The 21,445-nt window shown below is 38.3% G+C and carries 19 protein-coding genes; 12 read left to right on the forward strand and 7 right to left on the reverse strand.

Annotation, left to right across the window (positions count from 1 at the left end; all coding sequences use genetic code 11):
• Window positions 1-17: 17 nt before the first annotated feature.
• Window positions 18-1,757 (reverse strand): ABC transporter ATP-binding protein, encoded by a 1,740-nt coding sequence (locus tag MHB51_RS14195; RefSeq protein ID WP_342558427.1) that lies wholly within the window; start codon window positions 1,755-1,757, stop codon window positions 18-20.
• A gap of 140 nt (window positions 1,758-1,897) precedes the next feature.
• Here MHB51_RS14195 and MHB51_RS14200 point away from each other — a divergent pair, with 140 nt between their 5' ends.
• The 4 genes from MHB51_RS14200 (at window position 1,898) to MHB51_RS14215 (ending at window position 6,706) form a co-directional block, all read left to right on the forward strand.
• The gene (locus tag MHB51_RS14200; protein WP_066169170.1) at window positions 1,898-2,203 is read left to right on the forward strand and encodes a helix-turn-helix domain-containing protein; all 306 of its coding nucleotides are present in this window, start codon (window positions 1,898-1,900) and stop codon (window positions 2,201-2,203) included.
• 94 nt (window positions 2,204-2,297) lie between these two features.
• Window positions 2,298-3,212, forward strand: a complete 915-nt coding sequence (gene murB / locus MHB51_RS14205; RefSeq protein WP_107943350.1) for a UDP-N-acetylmuramate dehydrogenase — start codon at window positions 2,298-2,300, stop codon at window positions 3,210-3,212.
• Between the two features lie 295 nt (window positions 3,213-3,507).
• A complete protein-coding gene (locus tag MHB51_RS14210) occupies window positions 3,508-4,272 on the forward strand; it encodes an exodeoxyribonuclease III (protein WP_066169166.1) in 765 nt (254 codons plus the stop codon).
• 16 nt (window positions 4,273-4,288) lie between these two features.
• The gene (locus tag MHB51_RS14215) at window positions 4,289-6,706 is read left to right on the forward strand and encodes a penicillin acylase family protein (protein ID WP_342558428.1); all 2,418 of its coding nucleotides are present in this window, start codon (window positions 4,289-4,291) and stop codon (window positions 6,704-6,706) included.
• Window positions 6,707-6,760: 54 nt separating this feature from the next.
• Here the strand turns inward: MHB51_RS14215 and MHB51_RS14220 are convergent, their stop codons facing one another.
• Window positions 6,761-7,231: a hypothetical protein gene (locus tag MHB51_RS14220; RefSeq protein ID WP_342558429.1), complete on the reverse strand. Its 471-nt coding sequence runs from the start codon at window positions 7,229-7,231 to the stop codon at window positions 6,761-6,763.
• Between the two features lie 115 nt (window positions 7,232-7,346).
• Window positions 7,347-8,039, reverse strand: coding sequence for a hypothetical protein (locus MHB51_RS14225; protein ID WP_342558430.1), 693 nt, complete (start codon window positions 8,037-8,039; stop codon window positions 7,347-7,349).
• Window positions 8,040-8,353: 314 nt separating this feature from the next.
• Here MHB51_RS14225 and MHB51_RS14230 point away from each other — a divergent pair, with 314 nt between their 5' ends.
• The 3 genes from MHB51_RS14230 to MHB51_RS14240 all read left to right on the forward strand — a co-directional run bounded on the left by MHB51_RS14230 (window position 8,354) and on the right by MHB51_RS14240 (window position 11,595).
• Window positions 8,354-8,701 carry a metalloregulator ArsR/SmtB family transcription factor gene (locus MHB51_RS14230; RefSeq protein ID WP_342558431.1) on the forward strand — a complete coding sequence of 116 codons (348 nt, stop codon included), beginning with the start codon at window positions 8,354-8,356 and terminating at the stop codon, window positions 8,699-8,701.
• 1 nt (window position 8,702) lies between these two features.
• Window positions 8,703-10,796, forward strand: a complete 2,094-nt coding sequence (locus tag MHB51_RS14235) for a heavy metal translocating P-type ATPase (RefSeq protein ID WP_342558432.1) — start codon at window positions 8,703-8,705, stop codon at window positions 10,794-10,796.
• A 514-nt stretch (window positions 10,797-11,310) separates the two neighbouring features.
• Window positions 11,311-11,595, forward strand: coding sequence for a late competence development ComFB family protein (locus tag MHB51_RS14240; protein ID WP_066169156.1), 285 nt, complete (start codon window positions 11,311-11,313; stop codon window positions 11,593-11,595).
• 31 nt (window positions 11,596-11,626) lie between these two features.
• On the opposite strand, the gene MHB51_RS14245 is transcribed toward MHB51_RS14240, so the two are convergent.
• Window positions 11,627-12,415 (reverse strand): hypothetical protein, encoded by a 789-nt coding sequence (locus tag MHB51_RS14245; RefSeq protein WP_342558433.1) that lies wholly within the window; start codon window positions 12,413-12,415, stop codon window positions 11,627-11,629.
• 452 nt (window positions 12,416-12,867) lie between these two features.
• Here MHB51_RS14245 and mntR point away from each other — a divergent pair, with 452 nt between their 5' ends.
• The 5 genes from mntR (at window position 12,868) to MHB51_RS14270 (ending at window position 16,415) form a co-directional block, all read left to right on the forward strand.
• Window positions 12,868-13,287 (forward strand): transcriptional regulator MntR, encoded by a 420-nt coding sequence (mntR, locus tag MHB51_RS14250; protein WP_066169152.1) that lies wholly within the window; start codon window positions 12,868-12,870, stop codon window positions 13,285-13,287.
• Between the two features lie 24 nt (window positions 13,288-13,311).
• Window positions 13,312-14,166 carry a S1-like domain-containing RNA-binding protein gene (locus MHB51_RS14255; RefSeq protein ID WP_342558434.1) on the forward strand — a complete coding sequence of 285 codons (855 nt, stop codon included), beginning with the start codon at window positions 13,312-13,314 and terminating at the stop codon, window positions 14,164-14,166.
• A gap of 119 nt (window positions 14,167-14,285) precedes the next feature.
• Entirely contained in the window at window positions 14,286-15,188 is a 903-nt protein-coding gene (locus MHB51_RS14260) for a DUF1002 domain-containing protein (protein WP_066169147.1), read from the forward strand.
• 197 nt (window positions 15,189-15,385) lie between these two features.
• Window positions 15,386-15,664 carry a GNAT family N-acetyltransferase gene (locus MHB51_RS14265; protein ID WP_235616067.1) on the forward strand — a complete coding sequence of 93 codons (279 nt, stop codon included), beginning with the start codon at window positions 15,386-15,388 and terminating at the stop codon, window positions 15,662-15,664.
• 439 nt (window positions 15,665-16,103) lie between these two features.
• Window positions 16,104-16,415: a hypothetical protein gene (locus MHB51_RS14270; RefSeq protein ID WP_066169143.1), complete on the forward strand. Its 312-nt coding sequence runs from the start codon at window positions 16,104-16,106 to the stop codon at window positions 16,413-16,415.
• Between the two features lie 487 nt (window positions 16,416-16,902).
• On the opposite strand, the gene MHB51_RS14275 is transcribed toward MHB51_RS14270, so the two are convergent.
• The 3 genes from MHB51_RS14275 to MHB51_RS14285 all read right to left on the reverse strand — a co-directional run bounded on the left by MHB51_RS14275 (window position 16,903) and on the right by MHB51_RS14285 (window position 21,124).
• On the reverse strand, window positions 16,903-18,048 hold the full coding sequence (locus MHB51_RS14275; protein WP_107943343.1) for an MFS transporter: 1,146 nt from the start codon (window positions 18,046-18,048) through the stop codon (window positions 16,903-16,905).
• Between the two features lie 226 nt (window positions 18,049-18,274).
• Entirely contained in the window at window positions 18,275-19,798 is a 1,524-nt protein-coding gene (locus tag MHB51_RS14280; protein WP_066169138.1) for a succinate CoA transferase, read from the reverse strand.
• A gap of 675 nt (window positions 19,799-20,473) precedes the next feature.
• Window positions 20,474-21,124 (reverse strand): LytTR family DNA-binding domain-containing protein, encoded by a 651-nt coding sequence (locus tag MHB51_RS14285; RefSeq protein WP_066169137.1) that lies wholly within the window; start codon window positions 21,122-21,124, stop codon window positions 20,474-20,476.
• Window positions 21,125-21,445 lie beyond the last annotated feature (321 nt).

The raw sequence follows: 21,445 nt of genomic DNA on the forward strand, positions 1-21,445 counted from the left end.
AGTTACTATTTTAATTGTTATTCAGCAAGCCCTTGTCCTGCTGAAAATTCTCGGTACAGTTGATGCTTGGCAAGGAGTTCCTCATGTGCACCTTGCCCCGTAATTTGACCCTTTTCAATAAATAAAATTGTATCAGCGTGCAAAATAGTGGCTAGACGGTGTGCGATAATGAATGTTGTACGACCGTGCATTAAGCGCTGAAGCGCCTCTTGCACATATATTTCTGAGCCGCTATCCAAATTAGATGTCGCTTCGTCTAAAAGTAAAATTTGTGGATTATGCAGCAAGGCTCTTGCAATGGCGATGCGTTGACGCTGTCCGCCTGATAGCTTCATGCCACGTTCACCAACTTCTGTAGCAAATCCTTCCGGCAATTCCTCGATAAATTGTAGTGCATTTGCCGCTTTAGCGGCCGCTTTTAATTGCTCCTCAGTAGGTGGCTGCTTCATACCATATGTGATGTTGTCTGCAATTGTCCCGCTTAATAATGGGCTTTCCTGTGAAACATAGCCAATTTTACTGCGCCAAGCCTGTAAATCAAAAGTAGAAATCGGCTGATTATTAAATGTAATTTGCCCATTTGTTGGCTCATAAAAACGTTCTAAAAGTGAAAAGATTGTTGTCTTTCCACCACCGCTTGGTCCGACAAGTGCTGTTACTGTACCAGGTGAGGCAGTAAAGCTAAGGTTTTGCAATATTCGCTTTGTTTCATTGTATTGAAAGCTTACATTGTCAAAAGTAATGGTGCCCTGTGTTGCGGGCTGAGCTTTTGCACTCGTTTCACTAGGCATAGAGAAAATTTCCTGAATGCGCTCGGTTGCACCCATTGCCTTTTGGAATGATGTGAAAAATGTAGCCATTTGAGCAAAAGGCACGATAATTTGAAACAAGTAAAAAATAATTGCAACAAGCGCACCAGCAGATAAAGCACCACTTGCTACCTGTGTTCCTCCATAGCCTAAAATAACAACAAGGACAAGCATCATTAACAATGTCATGATTGGAGAGATAAGTGCCTGAACGCGCGCTTCTTTCAAACCATAGCCGAATAGAGAGCGAATTGCTTTATTACCTCGCTCGTTTTCAAAGGACTCTGCATTATATGCCTTTACTAGTCGAATATCTGCTAAAATACGTCCAAGTAAACCGGAAAAAGAAGCCATTTCAGATTGGGTAGCAATGGCAATTTTCTGCATAATTTTACCGAGCGGCATCATAATAAGCAGCGAAACCGGTACGCTAATAAGTAAAATGAGCGTCATTTTCCAATCGATAATAAAAAGCAAAATAATTGCACCGATAATGGAAATAGCACCAGAAATGACTTGTACCATTTGCTGAGTAATCAGCGTTTTTAATGTAGTCGTATCTTGTGTAATACGGCTCATCGTTGCACCTGTTTCATTCGTATCATAATAATTGACAGGCAAACGCAACACTTTATGCCATAATTTCTCACGTAAATCCGCAACGATTCGCTCCCCGATAAACGTCAATAAATAAAATGACACCCCTCCAGCAACTGCTTGCACGATGAAAACAGCCAAAATAATTGCAAGCATGCGCCAATTGAATAAGTCAGCGGTCAAATTATCAACTAAATTCATTGTTACTAATGGTAAAACAAGGCTAGCAATAGTTTCTGCTAATGTAATAGATAATGCTAAAATAATCATGCCAATGGGCCAATTTAAGCTTTTTAATAAAGCTACAAATGATTGAAAAGCACCTGATTTTGTTTTAGAAGTCTGTTCCATAAAGCACCCCCTCCCCTTTATACGAGTAGAATCAAGAAAAGTTCCGAATCTTTTGGGTGCCAGGCACACACACAATTTTCACACAATTTTACTTTCAAATGAAATGTCGTTAAAATAGAAAGGATAGAGGTGAAATAAGGATGACTGAACAAAAATTATGTCCACGGCTGGCAAAGGCAATGGAGTTATTAGGGAAGCGTTGGACGATACTTATTATTCATCAGTTAATAGATGGTCCGAAGCGCTTTAATGAGATTGAATCGGCCCTTCCGATAAGCGGGCGCTTATTGTCTGAGCGTTTAAAAGAGCTTGAAAGGGAAGAAATTGTGGAGCGCAAAGTGTATGCTGAATCACCAGTTCGTGTCGAATATAAATTGACAGAAAAGGGGCAGTCACTGCTGGGGGCAGTTCGCGAAATAGAAAAATGGTCACAAACTTGGTTGTAAGCGACAATTTACTTGTCAAATAAGTCATAAAAACAGATACTTAGAAAGTATAATTTAGATAGAGGTATAATCAATAGAGGGAAGGAATTGCTTTATGACATTACAACAGTGGGTAAATGATTTATCACAAATCATCAATCCTTCAAATATTAAAATAAATGAATCATTAAAAACGTATACAATGACAAAATTAGGTGGTCATGCGGATATTCTCGTTATGCCAAATACCGAGCAAGAGGCGCAGGCTATTGTGAAATATGCACACCAGCACAAAATTCCATTACTAATGCTTGGAAATGGCTCGAATATGGTTGTCCGAGATGGTGGGGTACGTGGTATTGTCATTAATTTTTCTAAATTAAATAAAATTTCAATAACAGAAGGTCTTGTTTTTGCACAAGGAGGCGCATTACTGAAGGATGTTTCGAAATATGCGGCAGCCGAGAGCTTAACAGGCTTGGAATTTGCTTGCGGCATACCGGGGTCAATCGGTGGTGCGATGGCAATGAATGCTGGAGCATATGGTGGTGAAATTAAAGATGTAATTGTGGAAACAGTCGTGTTAACGAAAGACGGGGAACGCATCGTCTTGACGAAGGATGAATTAGAGCTAGGCTACCGTACAAGTGTTATTGCTAAAGAGGGCTACTATGTTTTATCCTCGACTTTCCAATTGCAGCGTGGTGAACAGCATATGATTGATGCGAAAATTGCTGATTTAACGCATCAAAGAGAGTCACGTCAGCCCTTAGAATACCCTTCAGCAGGAAGTGTGTTTAAGCGCCCGCCTGGTCATTTTGCGGGAAAATTAATTCAAGATAGCGATTTGCAAGGAAAAGGTGTCGGGGGTGCAGAGGTGTCGCAAAAGCATGCGGGCTTTATTATTAATAAAAACAATGCAACGGCGACAGATTATATCGAAACAATTCAAATGGTACAACGCGTTGTAAAGGAAAAATTCGATGTTGATTTAGAGCTTGAAGTAAAAATTGTTGGTGAAGACGCATAAGCTTGTAACGTCTTTCAGCAATGTTTTTTGCGACGAGTAATCGCAGGAGCACATGTTTTTTGCGACGAGTAACTGCAGGAGCACATGTTTCTGTATCGAAAGAGAAGCTTCAATATAGAAAACCCCCCTACAGGTGGAGAGATGAATGCTTATTCGGCCCTTGATTCAACGGGTATCAAACACTCACTGAATCAAAATAAAGCCTCTGGTGGATATAGGGAATTTTAAATTGTGCTTGCACAATTTAAAATCCCGACGAGAGTTAGCCGAGGCATAATTGATAAGGAGTAATTAAATGAAGTTTATTTCATGGAATGTCAACGGTATTCGCGCATGTATAACGAAAGGCTTTTTGGATTATTTTCATGCGATGGATGCAGATTTTTTCTGTATTCAAGAATCGAAATGTCAAGAAGGACAAGTTGATTTACAACTGGAAGGGTATTATCAATATTGGAATTATGCACAGAAAAAAGGCTATTCTGGCACTGCTATTTTTACAAAGCACAGACCACAGCATGTGTATTACGGAGTTGGTGATGAACAAGATGAGGTAGAGGGGCGTATTATTACGTTGGAATACGAAAACTTCTATTTGGTAAATGTTTATACGCCGAATGCGCAGCGTGATTTAGCAAGGCTCCCTTACCGCATAGAATGGGAAGAAAAATTAGCGCTCTATTTGAAGCAACTTGATGCACAAAAACCCGTCATTTATTGTGGTGACTTAAATGTGGCACATCGTGATATTGATTTGAAAAATGCCAAGGCCAATCAAGGAAACTCCGGTGTGACGATAGAGGAACGTGCCAAAATGACGGAGTTACTGGACGCAGGCTTCTGTGATACATTCCGCACATTGTATCCAGAGCGTACGGATGTTTATACATGGTGGTCGTATATGAATAAGGTACGCGAGCGTAATATTGGTTGGCGCATCGATTATTTTATTGTGTCAGAGCGCATTATGAAGCATGTACAGGAGGCGGATATTCATTCACAAATTTTAGGGAGTGATCATTGTCCTATCCTATTAAAACTAGAAGTAGACGCAATCTGATAGAGAGGTGGATTTTATGGGGAAAATAAAGAGCAAAAAAATAATTAATATTGCCATTTGGACTGTTGGCATTTTAATTATTTTAGCTGGTGCGGCAGTAGCAGGCGTACATATGTATGTGGCAAACTCCTTGCCGAAAATTGAAGGAGAAGTTGATTTATCAATATTAGAAGCAGATGTTAAAGTGACACGCGATGGCATGGGTGTACCACATATCGTAGCGCAATCAGAGGCTGATTTATACAAGGCGCAAGGTTATGTACAGGCACAGGATCGTCTATTTCAAATGGATTTATCACGCCGCCAAGCGAGCGGTAGATTAGCGGAAGTAATTGGCGAAAATGCGGTATCAACAGATAAATTTTTCCGTACATTTAGCTTACGACATGCGGCTGAGCAATCGTGGAATGAGTATGATGCTGAGGCACAGCAAATTTTAGAATGGTATGCAGAAGGTGTAAATGCCTTTATTGATGAAGTAAAGGGCACTAGTAAGCTATCATATGAGTTTAAGCTGCTAGGATACGAGCCGGAGCCATGGACACCTGTCGATTCTTTAACAATCGGTAAATTTATGGCTTATGATTTAGGTGGAAACTGGAATATGCTAGCATTCCGCCATTGGGCTTTGCAAAATTATACAGAAGAGCAAGTTGAAGAATTAATGATTCATTATCCAGAAGATGCGAAATCGATTATTGAAGCAAACATAAATAATCCTGTTGATGTAGCAGGTGCTTTCAATGTAGAATTATTGCCAAATGAGTTTAATGGTAGCAATAACTGGGTTGTATCGGGCGAGTTAACAGAATCAGGTAAACCGCTATTAGCAGATGACCCGCATTTAGGATTAAATACACCATCGATCTGGTATCAAATGCATTTACAATCACCAGAACAAAATGTGAGTGGTGTTATTTTTGCGGGGATTCCGGGAATTATTTTAGGACATAATGAAAAAATTGCATGGGGAGTAACGAATGTTGGTCCGGATGTACAAGACTTGTATATCGAGACACCGAACCCTGATAACCCTAAACAATTCAAGTATGACGGCAAGTGGGAAGATGCGATTGTCAGAAACGAGCCAATCAAAGTAAAGGGTGGAAAAACAATTGATTTCGAGGTTGTTGAAACTCGTCACGGTCCGATTATTTCAGAACTAGTATTTAAGGAAGAGGAGCCAACAGCCGTATTCTCTATGCAATGGACGGCATTGCAGCCAACGAGAGAACTGCGCGCAATTATTGGCTTTAATAAAGCGTCCAACTGGGAGGAATTCGAAACAGCATTAAACGATTTCCGCGCACCAGCACAAAATTTCGTCTTTGCTTCAACGGACGGTACAATTGCTTACAAAGCAAACGGTGACATTCCAATTCGCAAAAAAGGCGATGGTCAACTGCCAGTACCAGGGGATTCTTCTGAATATGGCTGGGAAGGCTTTATTCCTTATGATGAATTACCAACAGTAGTGAACCCAGAGTCAGGCTATATTGCCACGGCAAACAACCAAATTATTGGGGATGAATACCCTTATCATATAACAAAGTTCTGGGCACAGCCATATCGCTATGAGCGTATTGTCGAAATGATTGAATCAGTAAAAGAAAGCATCGGCACAATTGATGAAGAAACTGATGAAGTGTATGAAGGCTTTACAAAAGCAGAAATGAAGGCGATGCAAATGGACAAGAAAAATTTATATGCAGCTGAATTTTTACCAGGCTTCCTACAAACGATTAAAGCAAATGATGCGGAGGGCAAATATGCTGATATTATCTCGTTAATGGAAGAATGGGAGCTGTATGATAATCGGGATGATGCACAGCCACTTATCTGGCATTTCTTAATTGAAGAAATTAAAGAAACAATTTTCAAAGACCAAATGCCTGCAGACGTTTATGAAATGATGCCGGGTAAATATCAAATTATGGATGAAATGCTGCGCAATGCATATGCGGGTAATGAAGGCGTATGGATTGAGCAGGCAGGTGGTTTAGATGAATTAGTATATGGCTCATTTGAGCGTGCCGTTGCAGATTTACAAGTGAAATACGGCACATCTGTAGCGAAATGGCAATGGGGAAGCTACCATAAAATCTTATTTAAACACCCACTTGCAAGTGCATCTGACTTTATCGCCTCGTATGTGAACCCAGAAACGATGGCGGTTGGTGGTTCACGTGTAACAGTGCAAGCTGCTGCGAATGATGCAAATGGCTATGTTAACCACGGTGCATCATGGCGCTTTGTAGCGGATTTAGCAGATTTGAAATACACAGACCATATTGTAGCACCGGGTCAAAGTGGACATTTTAAATCGAAATGGTATGACAACCAAGTATCACGTTGGGTATACGGTCGCTACCACCGCACGTATATTAATGGTGAAATTGATCCAGCCTACGAGCTAATTTTGAAGGCACAATAAAATAAAGCGCATGAAATGATTAGAGGTCATTTCATGCGCTTTTTGTGCAAATAGCTAGCTATGATATACTTTGACTTCAATATCATACGCTTCTAAAACCTCTAAACTAGTAGCATCTAAAATATCAACTTCCATCGCAAAGCCACTCTCCATGAACATAAAGTGTACATGCTCTGAAAAGGCAATTGATTCAAGTCTTGTTGGAATTAATATGGGGGTCCGTTTCGATAAGTCAAACCCTTGATTGTCCATCCGCCATTTGCCAAATTGGATAAGAATATCATTTGGTAGTTTATTTTGTGCCTCGAATTCTATATATGTATTTTTTTCAGTTTCATGGATATAAATTAATGTGACTTTTAAATAAAAGTCTTTATGTTGAATTAAATCAACTTGAATGCCTGTATACTCACTTTCATCTGGGAAGTATTCCTTCCAATCCTCAGGCGTCCATTCGTCCATTTTACTTGTATCAAGCTTTTTTTTTCCGATTGTTTGATCAATAAAAATTTTCTTTCTTTCCATTATATTTCCTCCTTGAAAATGTAAATACATCATCTCATCAATCTATCATAAATTGATGAGATGATGTTAAAAAATCAATTAATACTTGTAGGAATAATCAGTATAAATTAACTAATTAGAAAACTGGATATGTAGTGATAACTACCCAATCGTATGCTTCAAATCCAGTCATGCTAGAGCCGCGCTGTAAAATAACTTTTACATTTTGATTACCTTCTTCGCCGATAGTTTTTATTTTGTAATACCTACCATTCTTACTTGTATCAGGTACTAAGAGTGTAGTGCCATCTACAACATCCATAATAATATCCATTATATGAGATGGATATCGAGCTATTGTAAACTGAGAAACACCATTAACTGAATACTTTTTATTGCCATTTGAATTTTCCATATGACGCATAAAAATATGGCAATAGCCATGATTAGTTAAGTGATTGCCAGCGACCATGACGATTCTCGAACCTTGTTTAGATGTTCTAACTTCACTTGTTAAATTAACATTAAATAATTCTATAGAAGTATCAGTAGAGTTTAGTTCATCATTTTCGTTAATAAATGGTGTTTCTAATAATGATGCAACATGATTCGTTGATGTTCGCGCAAATGCACGACAAGCAAACCCCATATCATTTTTGACCTTATTACTATAGATAAAATCTGCGTAAGGGACGATGGAATCATTAGACGCTTCAGTATAAACATCTAGATTTTCTTCTCCATCAGTAAATGCGTTGGTATGAATGGGCATCAAGATTGATACGAACAGTAAAGCTATTATCAGTGAATATTTTATTGTTTTTTTCACTATTACCACCTCCGTTTAAAATTGTAACATATTTCTATGGAATTTTAAGGGTAAAATGGATTGTATACGGAACTTATAATTGTATATTTTGTCCTTTTTATCGCTGCTAATCCCATGTTTTCCTCATTTTCAAAATAAGCCTCCACTATTTCAATAAGCTAATATTTTATTCAAACACCATCACCACTGTCCAAAATGCCGGCGACTGCACGGCTTTTTGGACAGCCCTCCCAACATTCAAATAAACATTTGAATGTTTCGTGCATATATTATATACTACAATCAAATGGATATTTGAATGAGGTGAGCGGGGCATGAAGGATGTTTGTGAAGTAACGAAAAGCAATGAAGAAACGGTGGCGCGTGTGCAGGGGCAGTTGCCGGAGCTTGGGCATGTGGCGAAGTTTTTAAAAGCGTTGGCGGATGAAACAAGATTAAAGATTGCTTATGCGTTAACAATAGAAGAAGCGTTATGTGTGTGTGATGTTGCAGAAATTATTGGCTCGTCTGTGGCAACAGCTTCCCATCATTTACGTTATTTAAAGGAAAATCGTTTAGCCAAATCGCATCGTGAAGGAAAGCTCGTCTATTATTCATTAGCGGATGACCATGTTTATCAAATTGTGAAAATTGCCTATGAGCATGCGGAGGAGGACAGATAAAATGGCTACAAAAGAGCAACAATATCGTCTTGAAAATCTGTCTTGTGTCAATTGTGCGGCAAAATTTGAGCGTAATATTCGAGACATTACGACTGTTGAGGACGTACAGCTCAACTTTGGTGCAGCAAAGCTAACAGTTGTTGGTGACGCGACTGTTGAGCAGCTTGAAGAGGCAGGTGCCTTTGATGGCATTAAAGTTAAATCAATAAATGACCGCCAAAAAACAACAATTCCTTTTTATAAGCGTAAGGAGAATATTTTTGCAGGTCTCTCTTTATTATTTGTACTTGCAGCTGTTATAATGAGCTCATTTTACGAAGAGGACAGTGCGCTTGTCGTAAGTCTTTATATAGGGGCAATTGTTGTCGGTGGGCATGCGATGTTTTTAACAGGCTTTAAAAATTTACTACGTTTTGAATTCGATATGAAAACATTAATGACAATTGCAATTATTGGTGCGGCTATTATTGGGGAGTGGCAGGAGGCGGCAGTTGTTGTCTTTTTATTCGCTGTAAGTGAAGCGTTAGAGGCGTATTCGATGAATAAGGCACGTCAATCTATCGAAACATTAATGGATATTGCACCACCTATTGCGTTGATTAAGCGCACACATGGCGACCATATGCATGAGATAGAGGTTCCGACAGAGGATGTTCAAATTGGAGATATTCTTATCGTTAAGCCGGGGCAAAAAATTGCAATGGATGGTATTGTTATAAGTGGTACATCTGCTGTCAATCAAGCGTCCATTACAGGTGAGTCGATTCCCGTTCATAAAACGCTAAATGACGAGGTATTCGCAGGCACATTGAATGAAGAGGGTGCACTTGAAGTAAAAGTAACGAAGCTTGTACATGATACAACGATTGCAAAAATTATTCATTTAGTAGAAGAAGCGCAGGCGGAAAAAGCACCATCTCAAAAATTTGTTGACCGTTTTGCGAAATACTATACACCAGCGATTATCGTTGTGGCGATACTTGTCGCAATTATTCCATCGCTTATTACAGGCAATTGGCTAGAATGGATTTATCAAGGCTTAGCGGTGCTTGTCGTTGGCTGTCCGTGCGCATTAGTTGTCTCAACACCCGTCGCAATTGTTACAGCGATTGGGAATGCCGCAAGACATGGGGTATTGATTAAAGGTGGTGTTTACCTAGAGGAGTTAGGGCATATTAATGCAGTTGCCTTCGACAAAACAGGCACATTAACGAAAGGTACACCAGAAGTAACACAAATTATCACGACGATAATTCCAAAGGAGGAATTATTAGCTCTAGTTGGTGCTGTAGAAAAAAAATCTCAGCATCCATTGGCACAGGCAGTGTTGAAAAAAGCTGCCGCACTACATGTGGAAATAGCGAATGCTACAGATTTCCAATCGGTCACTGGAAAAGGCGCTTATGCAACGGTGGAAGGGCATAAGATTGCAGTAGGTAGTGTCAATTGGATTAGTTCACTCGCATCTATTAATGAAGAGCTAACAGAGCAAATTGCAGATTTCGCGGCTGAAGGGCAATCTGTTATTGTTGCAGCACGCGATGGTGAATGTATCGGTATATTAGCAATTGCTGACCAACTGCGTCAGGAAAGTAAAGAGGTTGTTTCACAGCTTGAGCATAGCGTAATGTTAACGGGCGATGCACCATTAACTGCACAGACAATTGCAAAGAATCTTGGCATTACAGATGTGCGAGCAGGCTTGCTGCCAGAGCATAAATTGCAAGCGGTCAAAGAATTGCAAGGGCAATACGGCAAGGTGGCGATGGTAGGGGATGGCGTGAACGATGCGCCTGCACTTGCAACAGCATCTGTCGGTATTGCAATGGGCGGCGCGGGCACAGACGCAGCATTAGAAACAGCCGATATCGTGCTAATGGGCGACGATTTAACAAAGCTTCCGTATACGATGCGCTTAAGTAAAAAAGCATTGTCAATCATTAAACAAAATATTGCTTTTGCTTTATTACTAAAACTAATTGCCTTATTGCTAGTTATTCCAGGCTGGCTCACACTATGGATTGCGATTTTTGCAGATATGGGTGCGACATTGCTTGTCGTATTAAACTCACTACGTTTACTGAATAAACAGTAGGCAGGGGCGTCCTAAAAGCAGTGCATTACCAGCTTCTGGGACGCTTTCGGTGGTGTTTCATCTAGGAAAGCTTCTTTGGAAATGGGATAAAACACTGGGCTCAGCGGTTTTTTTGAATTTAAAATAAGCGTATAGCTAATTTTTTACTGTGCTGTGGAGAAGTTTGATTTTTAAGATGACTCCCATAACTAATAAAATGCATGAAATCAAATTGGAAATTTTTGATTTCATGCACTTTTTATTTTAGTGTATTTTACTTAATTGTAAGTATTATTTTTCTAAAATACTAAAAATTCGTTTATATAGCAATGGATAGGTGAAATGAAAGTGATATGAAACTAGGTTATAGAAAGACCTCTCATTATTTTACAGATTGAATTTTTATTTTTATAGTGGCGAACAAGTTATTTGCAACATAATATATGATGTTATATGATAAGGAAACAGATTTAAAGATGTACTAGCACAAAACTTTTGGGAGCTTCATAGTACATGAGCGATTGAGGCGATGTAAATGACACAACCATTTTTAATGAATGTTACTGAAGAAATTGTCCGTGGACTCGTTCGATTTTTGCTTTATGGAGTAGAGTATCAAACGTTTTGTCATTGTGAACGATGTGAAATGAATATTGTTGCCGAAGCATTAAATAATTTACCACCGCACTATGTTACATCAAACGTAGCAAGAGCTGAAGCGTTCAACGTATTAAACACACCACAAAATATTGAGACGATTAATAAAGAAATTATCCGTGCGATTTATGAAGTTGGACAAGATTTTAATCACAACAAATGATTACAAAAACAGCCCTCAATTAGCCAATATGCTAATTGAGGGCTGTTTTACAATTAGGTGAATACTCTGAATCTAAATAATAGTTATACTTAGTAAAATCCATTTGATGATGCATTTTGCTCTGGAAGAACTCAAAATTATCTTTTGTTATTGAAAAGGAACCTGTTACAGGATGAAGTGTTGAAAGACGCAATGATTTCTGGTATTCCTTTAATGAAATATTTCGTAATATTTCTTGTCCAATGACCACATCATCTTCGATATTGGTCCAAATCACAGACCTTACCATATCTTTCTCTTCTGTATAATAAGGTGAAATCATTTCCTCTACAAATAAATTTTGTGCTTCAGTGAATCTCAATGGTTCATCGTAGTAGCTATTTGAGCCGATGTATAAATAGTAATCGTAGCCAAAATGGACAAAGAAGTTCCTTGTTATAAAATTACAATGAATGAATTCTCGTAGCACCATTTTAGCAATTAGACCAACGTGCGCTATAGAAACTTCTTGGTCATCCTGTAAGTAAAGCTTGTCAAATTCTTTGTCATACAAGGTGGACTCTTTATTGGTATCAATATAAGTTACTGTAGGAATCCATATCGACTTTATGTTGTTCGCCTCTAAAAACCTTATAATTGTATCAATATAGGCAGTTTCAACCTTGATGTAATTTTCCAATGTTAATAGTCCATCATACATATATTTCCCAATATCTGAAGAGCTAGTCCATTCAGAGCTTATTGTGTAATATCCATGCTCGTTTCGGTGGATTGGATTATATTTTGTGATGCGCCATTGGTATTTTATTTTTACGCTCATTTATATCTCCCTATTTTGATTTGAAAATACTAATACAGAAACAATACTATAAGTAACTTCTTTTCTCAAATCCATCTAAAAAAGAAACCATTAGTAGAAAATACTTAATAAAAGCGTCTGTGATTATTAGAAAAAGCATGCAAATATCTATTTTTTCAATAGCCCTCTAGAACATCACCGTTTTCAGTTAACTTTTCGCCTGAATATGTAGTAAACTGAAGATAGTTAACTAAAATCAGCAAAAGTCTACCTGCATCTATAAGTGCTGGGAAAAATGTAAGAAAAGCTATTAAATTAGAGGAAGTCTTAAATTTCTGCTGATTCAAGTTAAGATTCTGGAAGATGTCACAGATTTTGAAGAGAGGCCTGCGTAATGCAGGTTAAATAGCTCCAAAAAACTGGACTAGAGTTAACCAGGGGCTAATTGATATGAAAGAGAGGGGTTATCGGATATGCCAACACCAAGTATGGAGGATCATATCGAGCAAATTTATTTATTAATTGACAATAAAGGGTATGCACGAGTGTCCGACATCGCAGAAGCATTATCTGTTCTACCTTCGTCTGTTACAAAAATGGTTCAGAAGTTAGATAAAGACGGCTACTTAGTATACGAAAAATATAGAGGTTTAACACTTACACCAAAAGGGGAAAAATTAGGTAAACGACTTGTACAAAGGCATGATTTACTAGAGGAATTTTTACGTATTATTGGTGTAGACGAGGAGCGTATCTATGAGGACGTTGAAGGAATCGAACACCATTTAAGCTGGAATGCAATTGACCGAATTGCAGATTTGGTACAACTAATGGAAGAAGAGAAGGACTTTGTAGCAAAGCTAGATGCAATGAAGGCACAGCAAAATATATAAGACGCAGAAAGGAATTTGCGAAAGATGAATGAATTACGCTCAGGGCAAGTTGTAGAATTAACTGTATTGGAACAACAAGGCTCTCGCTATGTATTAACAAACGGTGATGCAGAAATTCCGTTAAATATGTCGGAAGTGGCGGAGACAGTCGCTGCAGGGGAGCGCATTACCGTATTTTTATATGCAGACCGCCGAGGAGAGTTGCAAGCAACAACAGCTTTACCAACAATTTTAGAAGGACAGTACAATTGGGCACGTGTCCTAAAAGTAACTCGTGAAGGTGCAGTTGTTGATATTGGAACATCACGTGAAGTAATTGTTAAAGCGGAGGATTTACCTGCATTACAAGAGCTTTGGCCGCAGCCCGGTGACCATTTATTTATGACGCTTCGCACAGACCGCAACGGTGATTTATTTGGTCGCTTAGCAACCGAGGAAAAAGTGAATGAACTTTATGAGGGTGCTTTTGATGAAATGTATAATAAAAACATTATAGCACGCCCGTATCGCTTATTGCCTGTAGGGTCGTTTTTAATTGGGATTGATACGCCATACCGCATTTTTGTTCATTCATCAGAAATGAAGGCGGAGCCACGCTTAGGACAAGACGTACAAGTGCGCGTGATTGATGTAAAGGAAGACGGCTCACTTAATGGCTCGTTACTTCCTCGTAAGCATGAGCGCTTAGGTGATGATGCAGAGAAAATTTACGCTTATTTAGAAAGTGTTGGTGGCAAAATGCCATTTGGTGATAAATCGACACCAGAGGAAATTCAGGAAATGTTTGAGATGAGTAAGGGCGCTTTTAAACGGGCACTAGGCTCATTAATGAAGGCAGGAAAAATTAAACAACAGGATGGCTGGACAGAGCTTCTATAAGCACTACAAGGCTTCCTGCAACCTTTTACTTTTAAACACGTACTAATAGACAAGGGAAAGACGTATGATAATACGAATTACCGACAATAGATAGTGAAGTGTTTGAGGGGAGTAAAAATATGAAGCAAAAATGGATAATAAAGCTTGTTATAACAGTGTTAGCTTTAGCGGTATTTGCGCCGCTTGCTAGCGCCACAACACAAAAGCCAATAAATGAAAAACTTGGTGTACCAATTGTTGTATACGGTGCAAATCTTTCAGATGCGGAAAAAGAAATAATGAAAACGGCATTTCGCGTCAATGAAGAATCTGAAATTGATGAAGTGACTGTATCTGGTGATGATTTAGTACAATATATTAAAAATAGTAATGCTAGCTCTCGCATGTATTCTTCGGCAAAGATTACGCGACAAGAAGAGGGCAAAGGACTAGTTATTAGTATTTTAACACCGGAAAATATTACCGAAGTAACAGCTGAAATTTATGCCAATGCAATGGTAACAGCTGGAATCGAGGATGCAATTGTAGAAATAGCAGCACCGAAGCCAGTGACAGGTCATTCAGCTTTAGTAGGTATTTATAAGGCATACGAAGTGAAAACAGGCGAGAAGCTTGATATTGAGCGCACAGATGTAGCAAATGAGGAGTTAAATATTGCGACATCGATTGCGGATAGCGCTGGTATTTCTGATGAGAAAGTTGCAGAACTTTTAACGGAAATTAAAAAAGTAATTGCAGAGCAAAAGCCTGTATCTCGTGAAGAAGTTCAACAAATTGTAGAAGAGCAATTATCGCGATTGCAAATTAATTTGAGCGAGCAAGACCGTCAATTATTAATTGATTTAATGGATCGTATTCGCTCGCTTGATATTGATTTTTCAAAGCTATCATCACAGTTATCTGATTTAAGTAAAACAATTGAAGAAAAGTTTGCACCTATTCTTCAAGACGAAGGTTTTTGGAATGGTGTAAAAAACTTTTTTAATAAATTAATAGAAACTATTTCTTCGTGGTTTAAATAACTTGTGTGTGGGGATACCTGCTGAATCAGAGGATGACAGTCTAAAACACTGTAACACCTGTGCAGACGATTGGGTGACCAACATTATGTTGAACCCAGCTCAGGCAGAGGTCACAGATTTCGAAGGGGAAAGCTCTAAAAAGTCTGGACTAGAGTTAGCCAAGGCGTAATTAATATAATTTAAAGGGGATGGATATAGTGGAATTTACTTTAGTCAATCATAATGGACATTTAGCTTATGAATATGAGCAGAATGGCGAGCGTTTAGCTGAGATTACATGGTCTGAGAGAGACGGTGTGATGCATATGGATCACACATACGTATCAGACCAATTGCGCGGACAAGGGGTAGCAAAAAAGCTGTTAGATAAAGCAGCAGACTACGCACGCGAAAATAATTTGAAAATGCATGCAATTTGCTCCTATGTAGTCGCTTCTTTCGAGAAAAGTGATGCATATAACGATGTGAAGGCATAAAATAAAGGGTTATCCGAGAACTGGCTAATACGCCGCCTTTTCGGATAACCTCTTTGCTTTTTTATTGAAATATAAACTTTTAAAGATTGCAAACATTGCTTTTAAAGCCCTTTCTTTCAACTTTAAAATGTCTAAATATTCGTATTAAAATACAAAGAAGTACACGAGCGATGTTAACACGCCTGCAGCTCCTAGTATTGATAATACTTCTTGTCCGCCAAACTGTATGTCTTGAAATTTAAACATTTTTCATCGCCCCTTTCCATTGATATTATTTTTATACCCTAAATTAAAGAAATAGAAACATTCTTCATAAAAATATACTAAAATAGACGCTATCTAACTTCTTTTAGATGTGAGCTGCCTGATAGAATGTTTAAACTATAAATCGGTAGGGTATAACTTCCATATAACAATAAGAACAGTGGAGGGAATCATAATGGCAAAACTAAAAGGAAAAGGCGTTGTTATTGCAGGATTAGTAGCAGGAGCAGCAAGTTATTTAAGTAAAAAGGAAAATAGAGACAAGCTAATGGGCTATATTCAGGATGCTAAAGCTAAAGCGACTGAAATGATGGATGGAATGAAAGGAAATGGAGCATCAATGGAGGAAGAAACACCGCTACAAGATTTGGCTGAAACCGCTGGTAGCGCAAATACGACAGAAATTCGCGAAAATAATATGATTGCGGAAGGAGCACAAACAGCGGTGCAATACTACAATGAAAATGACCAAGAAGAATTAACGTAATGCAAAAATTGAAATATAATACTCGAATAAATGGGAGAAGGTTGTTTGAAGGCAGGCACGCCGCTTTCAAACAACCTTTACTTTTTTATTGGAATAACAACCAATATTCTTTTAGAAGTTGTAAGGCTAGATTTTTTATCGAAGAGGAGCGTCCCAAAAAGCAGCGCATTGCCTGCCTTTGAGACGCTTTCGATGATGCTTCATCAAAGGAATCACTGGATAAAATAGAAAAGAATTTCTTTGGAAATGGGATAACATTGGGTTTAGCAACTTTTTTTGAATTTAAAATAAAGTGAAACTTCAATCAGTGGAGGTTTCCCCCATCCCCACTTACCCTTAGCGCATTTTTACTTAAGTCTTAGAAGCGGAAGTCTTACTATCCGTTAATGCGGGATAAAATAGCATAACGTTAGTTTTTCACTGTGCTAAGGAGATGTTCAGCTTTCTTATACAGCTAATTTATGGTTTTATTAGCTAGTAGTCAATCTTAATGCGCAGCTTGTTTTACCTTGCTAAAGTTAATTAAGCTTACACCAGCGAAAATTAATAAAATAATCCCCGTTAAAATAAAGCCTTGTGTATGGTTTAATGCAAGTAATCCCAGTAAAGATGAACCGATAACTACACCAAATGAGAAGAATGCATAGAAATAGCCATATGCTTTCCCTCGTACCTCAGAAGATGTAGAGTCGATTAACAAAGAGTTAATCGATGGGAATAATAGACCGAATCCGATACCATAGCAAGCAAGTGCGGCGTATAACATGCCGCTGTTATTTGATTGGCTTAAAATAAGTTGGCTAACGCCCATTAAACCAATGCCAATTGCCAATGTATAGCTAGGGGCCACTTTATCAAAAATGCGGTTTGTCGGTAAAACAAAAACGAGTACTGCTACAATGCCAAAGGTGCTCATCAGCATCCCACTCATACGTGAGTCAAAGCCTAGTGATTGCACATGTAAAGGCAATTGATATGCAATAACACCTTGGGAAAACATCAGGAAGAATGCACCTGTGAATGCTTTTAAGGTTCCGCTGTTGCGGAAAAATGTGCTTACAGGAATCATTCGCTCCTGTTTGCTTGATTTAGTAATCTTTGTATTACGCAGTATAACAAGCGTTAAAATTCCTAAAATAAGCATGAAAGTAGCCGTAATGCCAAAAACAAACGGTACGCTTTGGCGGCTCGCCATAATGCCGCTAAACGCGGGTCCTACAATTGCAGCAATCCCGACAAACGCTCCAGAAATTGCGCTGCTTTTCCCGCGTTTTGTTTGCTCTGTAGCATTTGCTAAATAAGTAAAGGCTGCAGGAACAATAAACCCAGCTACTAGACCATGAACAAAACGAATCGCTAATAGAAGTATAGGTTCCTCAACCAGTCTATATAATAAAAGGGAGCCCCCTGTTAGCAATAAACCAATCACAAGAACATGGAACGGTCCTTTTTTATCTGTCCAAAAACCTGATAAAATATTGCCGAATGTATTAGAAAATGAATACATACCTACAGCAAGTCCTGCTATAAATGGTGTAGCACCAACAGATTCTGCAAAGGTACTCATCACAGGTAGCTGTGTAAATAAATCGAAAAATGAGAAGAAAATTATAGCATATATAAAGAAACGCATAGTAAGCCTCCATTTGATAATATTTCTCAATAATTAATTATATCATTTTTTCAATAAAAAAAGACAAAATCTGATTGAACAGATTTTGTCTTTTTATTTTGATTCAGCAGTAAACTTCCACAGCTACAAATGGTGAGATTAATGCTTATTTGGCCTTGATTCAGTGAGTGTATAAGCACCCGCTGAATCAAAACTAGCCGCAATTATACTCATGAGTAATTGGTTTTTAAGCTTGAGCAGGTACTTCTTGCTTCATTGTTTTGTTTTTAGCAAGATTTACGTGCCAAGAAAGAGCCTCTTCTAAAATATGTGGTGTTTGGTGGTTACCAGTAGCTTCAACAGCGCGGTTATAGTAATCGCGTAATTGCTCTTTGAAGTCTGGATGTACACAGTTTTCAATAATTAATTGTGCACGCTCTTTCGGTGCTAAGCCACGTAGGTCAGCAATACCTTGCTCTGTAACGATTACGTCTACATCGTGCTCTGTATGGTCTACGTGAGAAACCATTGGTACGATAGAAGAAATTGCGCCGCCTTTTGCGTATGATTTTGTTACGAAAATACCTAGACGAGCGTTACGAGCGAAGTCACCTGAGCCACCGATACCGTTCATCATTTTTGTACCTGAAACGTGAGTAGAGTTTACATTTCCGTAAATGTCCAACTCAAGCGCTGTGTTAATAGAGATTAAGCCTAAGCGGCGGATAAGCTCTGGGTGGTTCGAAATTTCTTGTGAACGTAATACTACTTTATCAGCATATTTTTCTAGGTTGCCATACACTTTTTTCTGTAATTCTTCAGTAAGTGTAATCGATGTTGCAGCAGCAAATTTAACTTTACCTGCATCAATTAAGTTGAATACAGCATCCTGTAATACTTCAGAAGCAACTACTAAATCTTCAAACTCTGAATCAGCAAAGCCTTCTAATACAGCGTTTGCAACAGAACCTACACCTGATTGTAAAGGCATTAAGCTATTTGTTAAGCGACCTGCTTTAATTTCAGAACGGAAGAAGTCTAATAAAATATTTGCCATTGTTTCTGTTTCTTCATCTGGCGGTACGATTAATGAAGGTGCGTCTGGCTCTTCAGAAATAACAATTGCTTGAATTTTTTCAAGTGGCACGCGAATCCCGATTTCACCAATGCGTTGCTGAATATTTGTCATTGGAATTGGCTCACGAGCACCTTGCTCACCAGGGATATAAATATCATGAATACCTACTAATGATTCTGGATGAGAAATATTTAACTCTACAATAATATTTTCTGCATATTGTGCAAAAATAGGCGAGTTTCCAACTGAGTTTGTTGGAATGATTAAGCCATCTTCTGTAATGGCAACAGCCTCAATAATTAAGTGCTTAATTGGTCCAATAATTCCTTGACGTACTAATTCAGCATTATGAGAAAGGTGTGCATCCACATAAGTTACTTGACCTGAGTTAATTAAGTTACGAATACCTGCATCTGCAATGAATGGTCCACGCTTGCGAATTGCACCAACAGTTGCCAAATGATTGTCAACCTCTGGACCAAGTGATGCTCCTGTGTAAACGTCAATTTTTAATGGCTCGCTTTTTGCGCGTTCTGCAAGGGCCTCTGGTACAACTTTTGCGTCACCAGCACGTGTAAACCCACTCATACCTACTACAGTGCCGTCTTGAATAAGAGCAGCAGCTTCAGCAGCAGAAACAATTTTATTAGCTAATTCTTTTACCCCTAAGCGTTTTTCAATTCTTGAATCCATTGAAAATCCTCCTTCGCAAAAAAAGTTTATTTGGACTAGCGCATAAGATTCTCTCTACTATATAAGATAGAGAGAAAATGCTTCGTTTACCTAATTCAGCGAGTGCTCCAACACTTGCTGAGAGGAACTTAGCCACATCTAGTGGCAATGACTGAATGACCAACATAGGTGTTAGTCTAAGCCTTAGACCGATGTCGCAGAAGTGATAATGAAGCTTGAAACAATCTGGACAGATTTGGCTAAGACATAATTAAAAAGAAATTTGAATTTTCTGTTTTTTAAAAACAGTTATTAAAATACATACCACCACATATTATCACTAAATTGTCACAAATTCTTCACCTTGTACATGAAAGTGCTTAAAAAATGTTTAAGCGAGAAAAAAAGAGAATTTGCGATATATTAGAGATTTTGTAGCGGTATGTAAATATAACCGGATACTGATGTTAGCTTCTTTAAGCACATGTTTTTTGTATTGATAGCGTAGCGACAGGTAAAAGATATAGAAGTCTCAACCCCTATAGGTCATATGCATTAAACCTATTTCAGCGGGTGTCCACCCACTCGCTATTAAAGAGGAACTCAGTCTAAGAATAATGCATACTAAGATAACGACTGAGTGACCAACATCATGTTGGTCTAAGCCTCTGGCGGCAATTCCGCGTCCGTAATTATTTAAAAGCCGAGTGAGCGACGGAAGTAGCTTGCGTAACGCTGACTTACAGGGATACGTGTCCCATCCTTCATAATAAGTAAAAACGTTGAGTGAGAGTCTGGTTGAATTTCATCAATAAAATCAATGTTTACGATGTATGACCTGTGGCAACGAATGAAAGAGTCAGGCGCTAAAAATAGCTCCAAATCGCTTAAGTTCAAGCGATGATAGCCTGCGCGATTCATTGTTTTAACATATGTTTTACGTAGCTGTGTTTCTAAATAGATGACTTGGTTGTGTTTAATTGGGTACCAGCAGTCGTCTATTTTAATTGTAATGTAGTTTGTTAAAAACGGTGACGGCTTTTGAGGGAAGACGGCTGTTATTGCGCCTTTCATTTCACCTTCTTCCATTAAAGGAATGCTCATCCCGAAATAGGGTACTCCAAATACCTCAGGTTCTATATAGGTGCTTACTTTTTGCCCATAAGTAAGAGCTTGAAATGCCGCGGAACCCTTTTTTACCGGATCGCCAGGTTTAATTTTTAAGTCAACTCTTTTGCTGGGTTGATAATATAAATATTCATCCGTATTTGAAATTGCAATTGATGTATCCTCAGGGAAAAATTCTTTAATAATTTCCATAATTTCTTCCACTTGTTTTGGATCCATGATACGACACCTCTTTTATAAATAAAGTCTTTATCCTCTATTTTACTATATTTGTTCACATTTATGCTATAGCAGATTTGAGAATAATGTAGTGATTACATGCTTTTTCCTACAAAGATGCTAAAGTTTTCGGAAAATTCGATATTTTAAACGATTTATTTACAGTATGCTTAATTATTCTTGCAAGCTATAGCTGTGAAAATAATCTGTTTACAATGAAAATCTACTGTATGATATGGATGAATGGAGAATCATCCTATTTTATATTGGATTTGAATAAGTTATTTTATAGATTAATTTTTCTACATTAGGTTTAAAATG

It is taken from the genome of Metasolibacillus sp. FSL K6-0083, assembly GCF_038630865.1.
Lineage (GTDB): Bacteria > Bacillota > Bacilli > Bacillales_A > Planococcaceae > Metasolibacillus > Metasolibacillus fluoroglycofenilyticus.

Bases quoted from the DNA above. Each gene is read 5' to 3' on its own strand.
- MHB51_RS14275 (WP_107943343.1), bottom strand. From the start codon at position 18,048: ATGCGTTTCTTTATATATGCTATAATTTTCTTCTCATTTTTCGATTTA.
- MHB51_RS14215 (WP_342558428.1), top strand. From the start codon at position 4,289: ATGGGGAAAATAAAGAGCAAAAAAATAATTAATATTGCCATTTGGACT.
- MHB51_RS14285 (WP_066169137.1), bottom strand. From the start codon at position 21,124: ATGGATCCAAAACAAGTGGAAGAAATTATGGAAATTATTAAAGAATTT.
- MHB51_RS14230 (WP_342558431.1), top strand. From the start codon at position 8,354: ATGAAGGATGTTTGTGAAGTAACGAAAAGCAATGAAGAAACGGTGGCG.
- mntR (WP_066169152.1), top strand. From the start codon at position 12,868: ATGCCAACACCAAGTATGGAGGATCATATCGAGCAAATTTATTTATTA.
- MHB51_RS14220 (WP_342558429.1), bottom strand. From the start codon at position 7,231: ATGGAAAGAAAGAAAATTTTTATTGATCAAACAATCGGAAAAAAAAAG.
- MHB51_RS14235 (WP_342558432.1), top strand. From the start codon at position 8,703: ATGGCTACAAAAGAGCAACAATATCGTCTTGAAAATCTGTCTTGTGTC.
- murB (WP_107943350.1), top strand. From the start codon at position 2,298: ATGACATTACAACAGTGGGTAAATGATTTATCACAAATCATCAATCCT.
- MHB51_RS14245 (WP_342558433.1), bottom strand. From the start codon at position 12,415: ATGAGCGTAAAAATAAAATACCAATGGCGCATCACAAAATATAATCCA.
- MHB51_RS14195 (WP_342558427.1), bottom strand. From the start codon at position 1,757: ATGGAACAGACTTCTAAAACAAAATCAGGTGCTTTTCAATCATTTGTA.
- MHB51_RS14255 (WP_342558434.1), top strand. From the start codon at position 13,312: ATGAATGAATTACGCTCAGGGCAAGTTGTAGAATTAACTGTATTGGAA.
- MHB51_RS14200 (WP_066169170.1), top strand. From the start codon at position 1,898: ATGACTGAACAAAAATTATGTCCACGGCTGGCAAAGGCAATGGAGTTA.
- MHB51_RS14280 (WP_066169138.1), bottom strand. From the start codon at position 19,798: ATGGATTCAAGAATTGAAAAACGCTTAGGGGTAAAAGAATTAGCTAAT.
- MHB51_RS14260 (WP_066169147.1), top strand. From the start codon at position 14,286: ATGAAGCAAAAATGGATAATAAAGCTTGTTATAACAGTGTTAGCTTTA.
- MHB51_RS14270 (WP_066169143.1), top strand. From the start codon at position 16,104: ATGGCAAAACTAAAAGGAAAAGGCGTTGTTATTGCAGGATTAGTAGCA.
- MHB51_RS14210 (WP_066169166.1), top strand. From the start codon at position 3,508: ATGAAGTTTATTTCATGGAATGTCAACGGTATTCGCGCATGTATAACG.
- MHB51_RS14240 (WP_066169156.1), top strand. From the start codon at position 11,311: ATGACACAACCATTTTTAATGAATGTTACTGAAGAAATTGTCCGTGGA.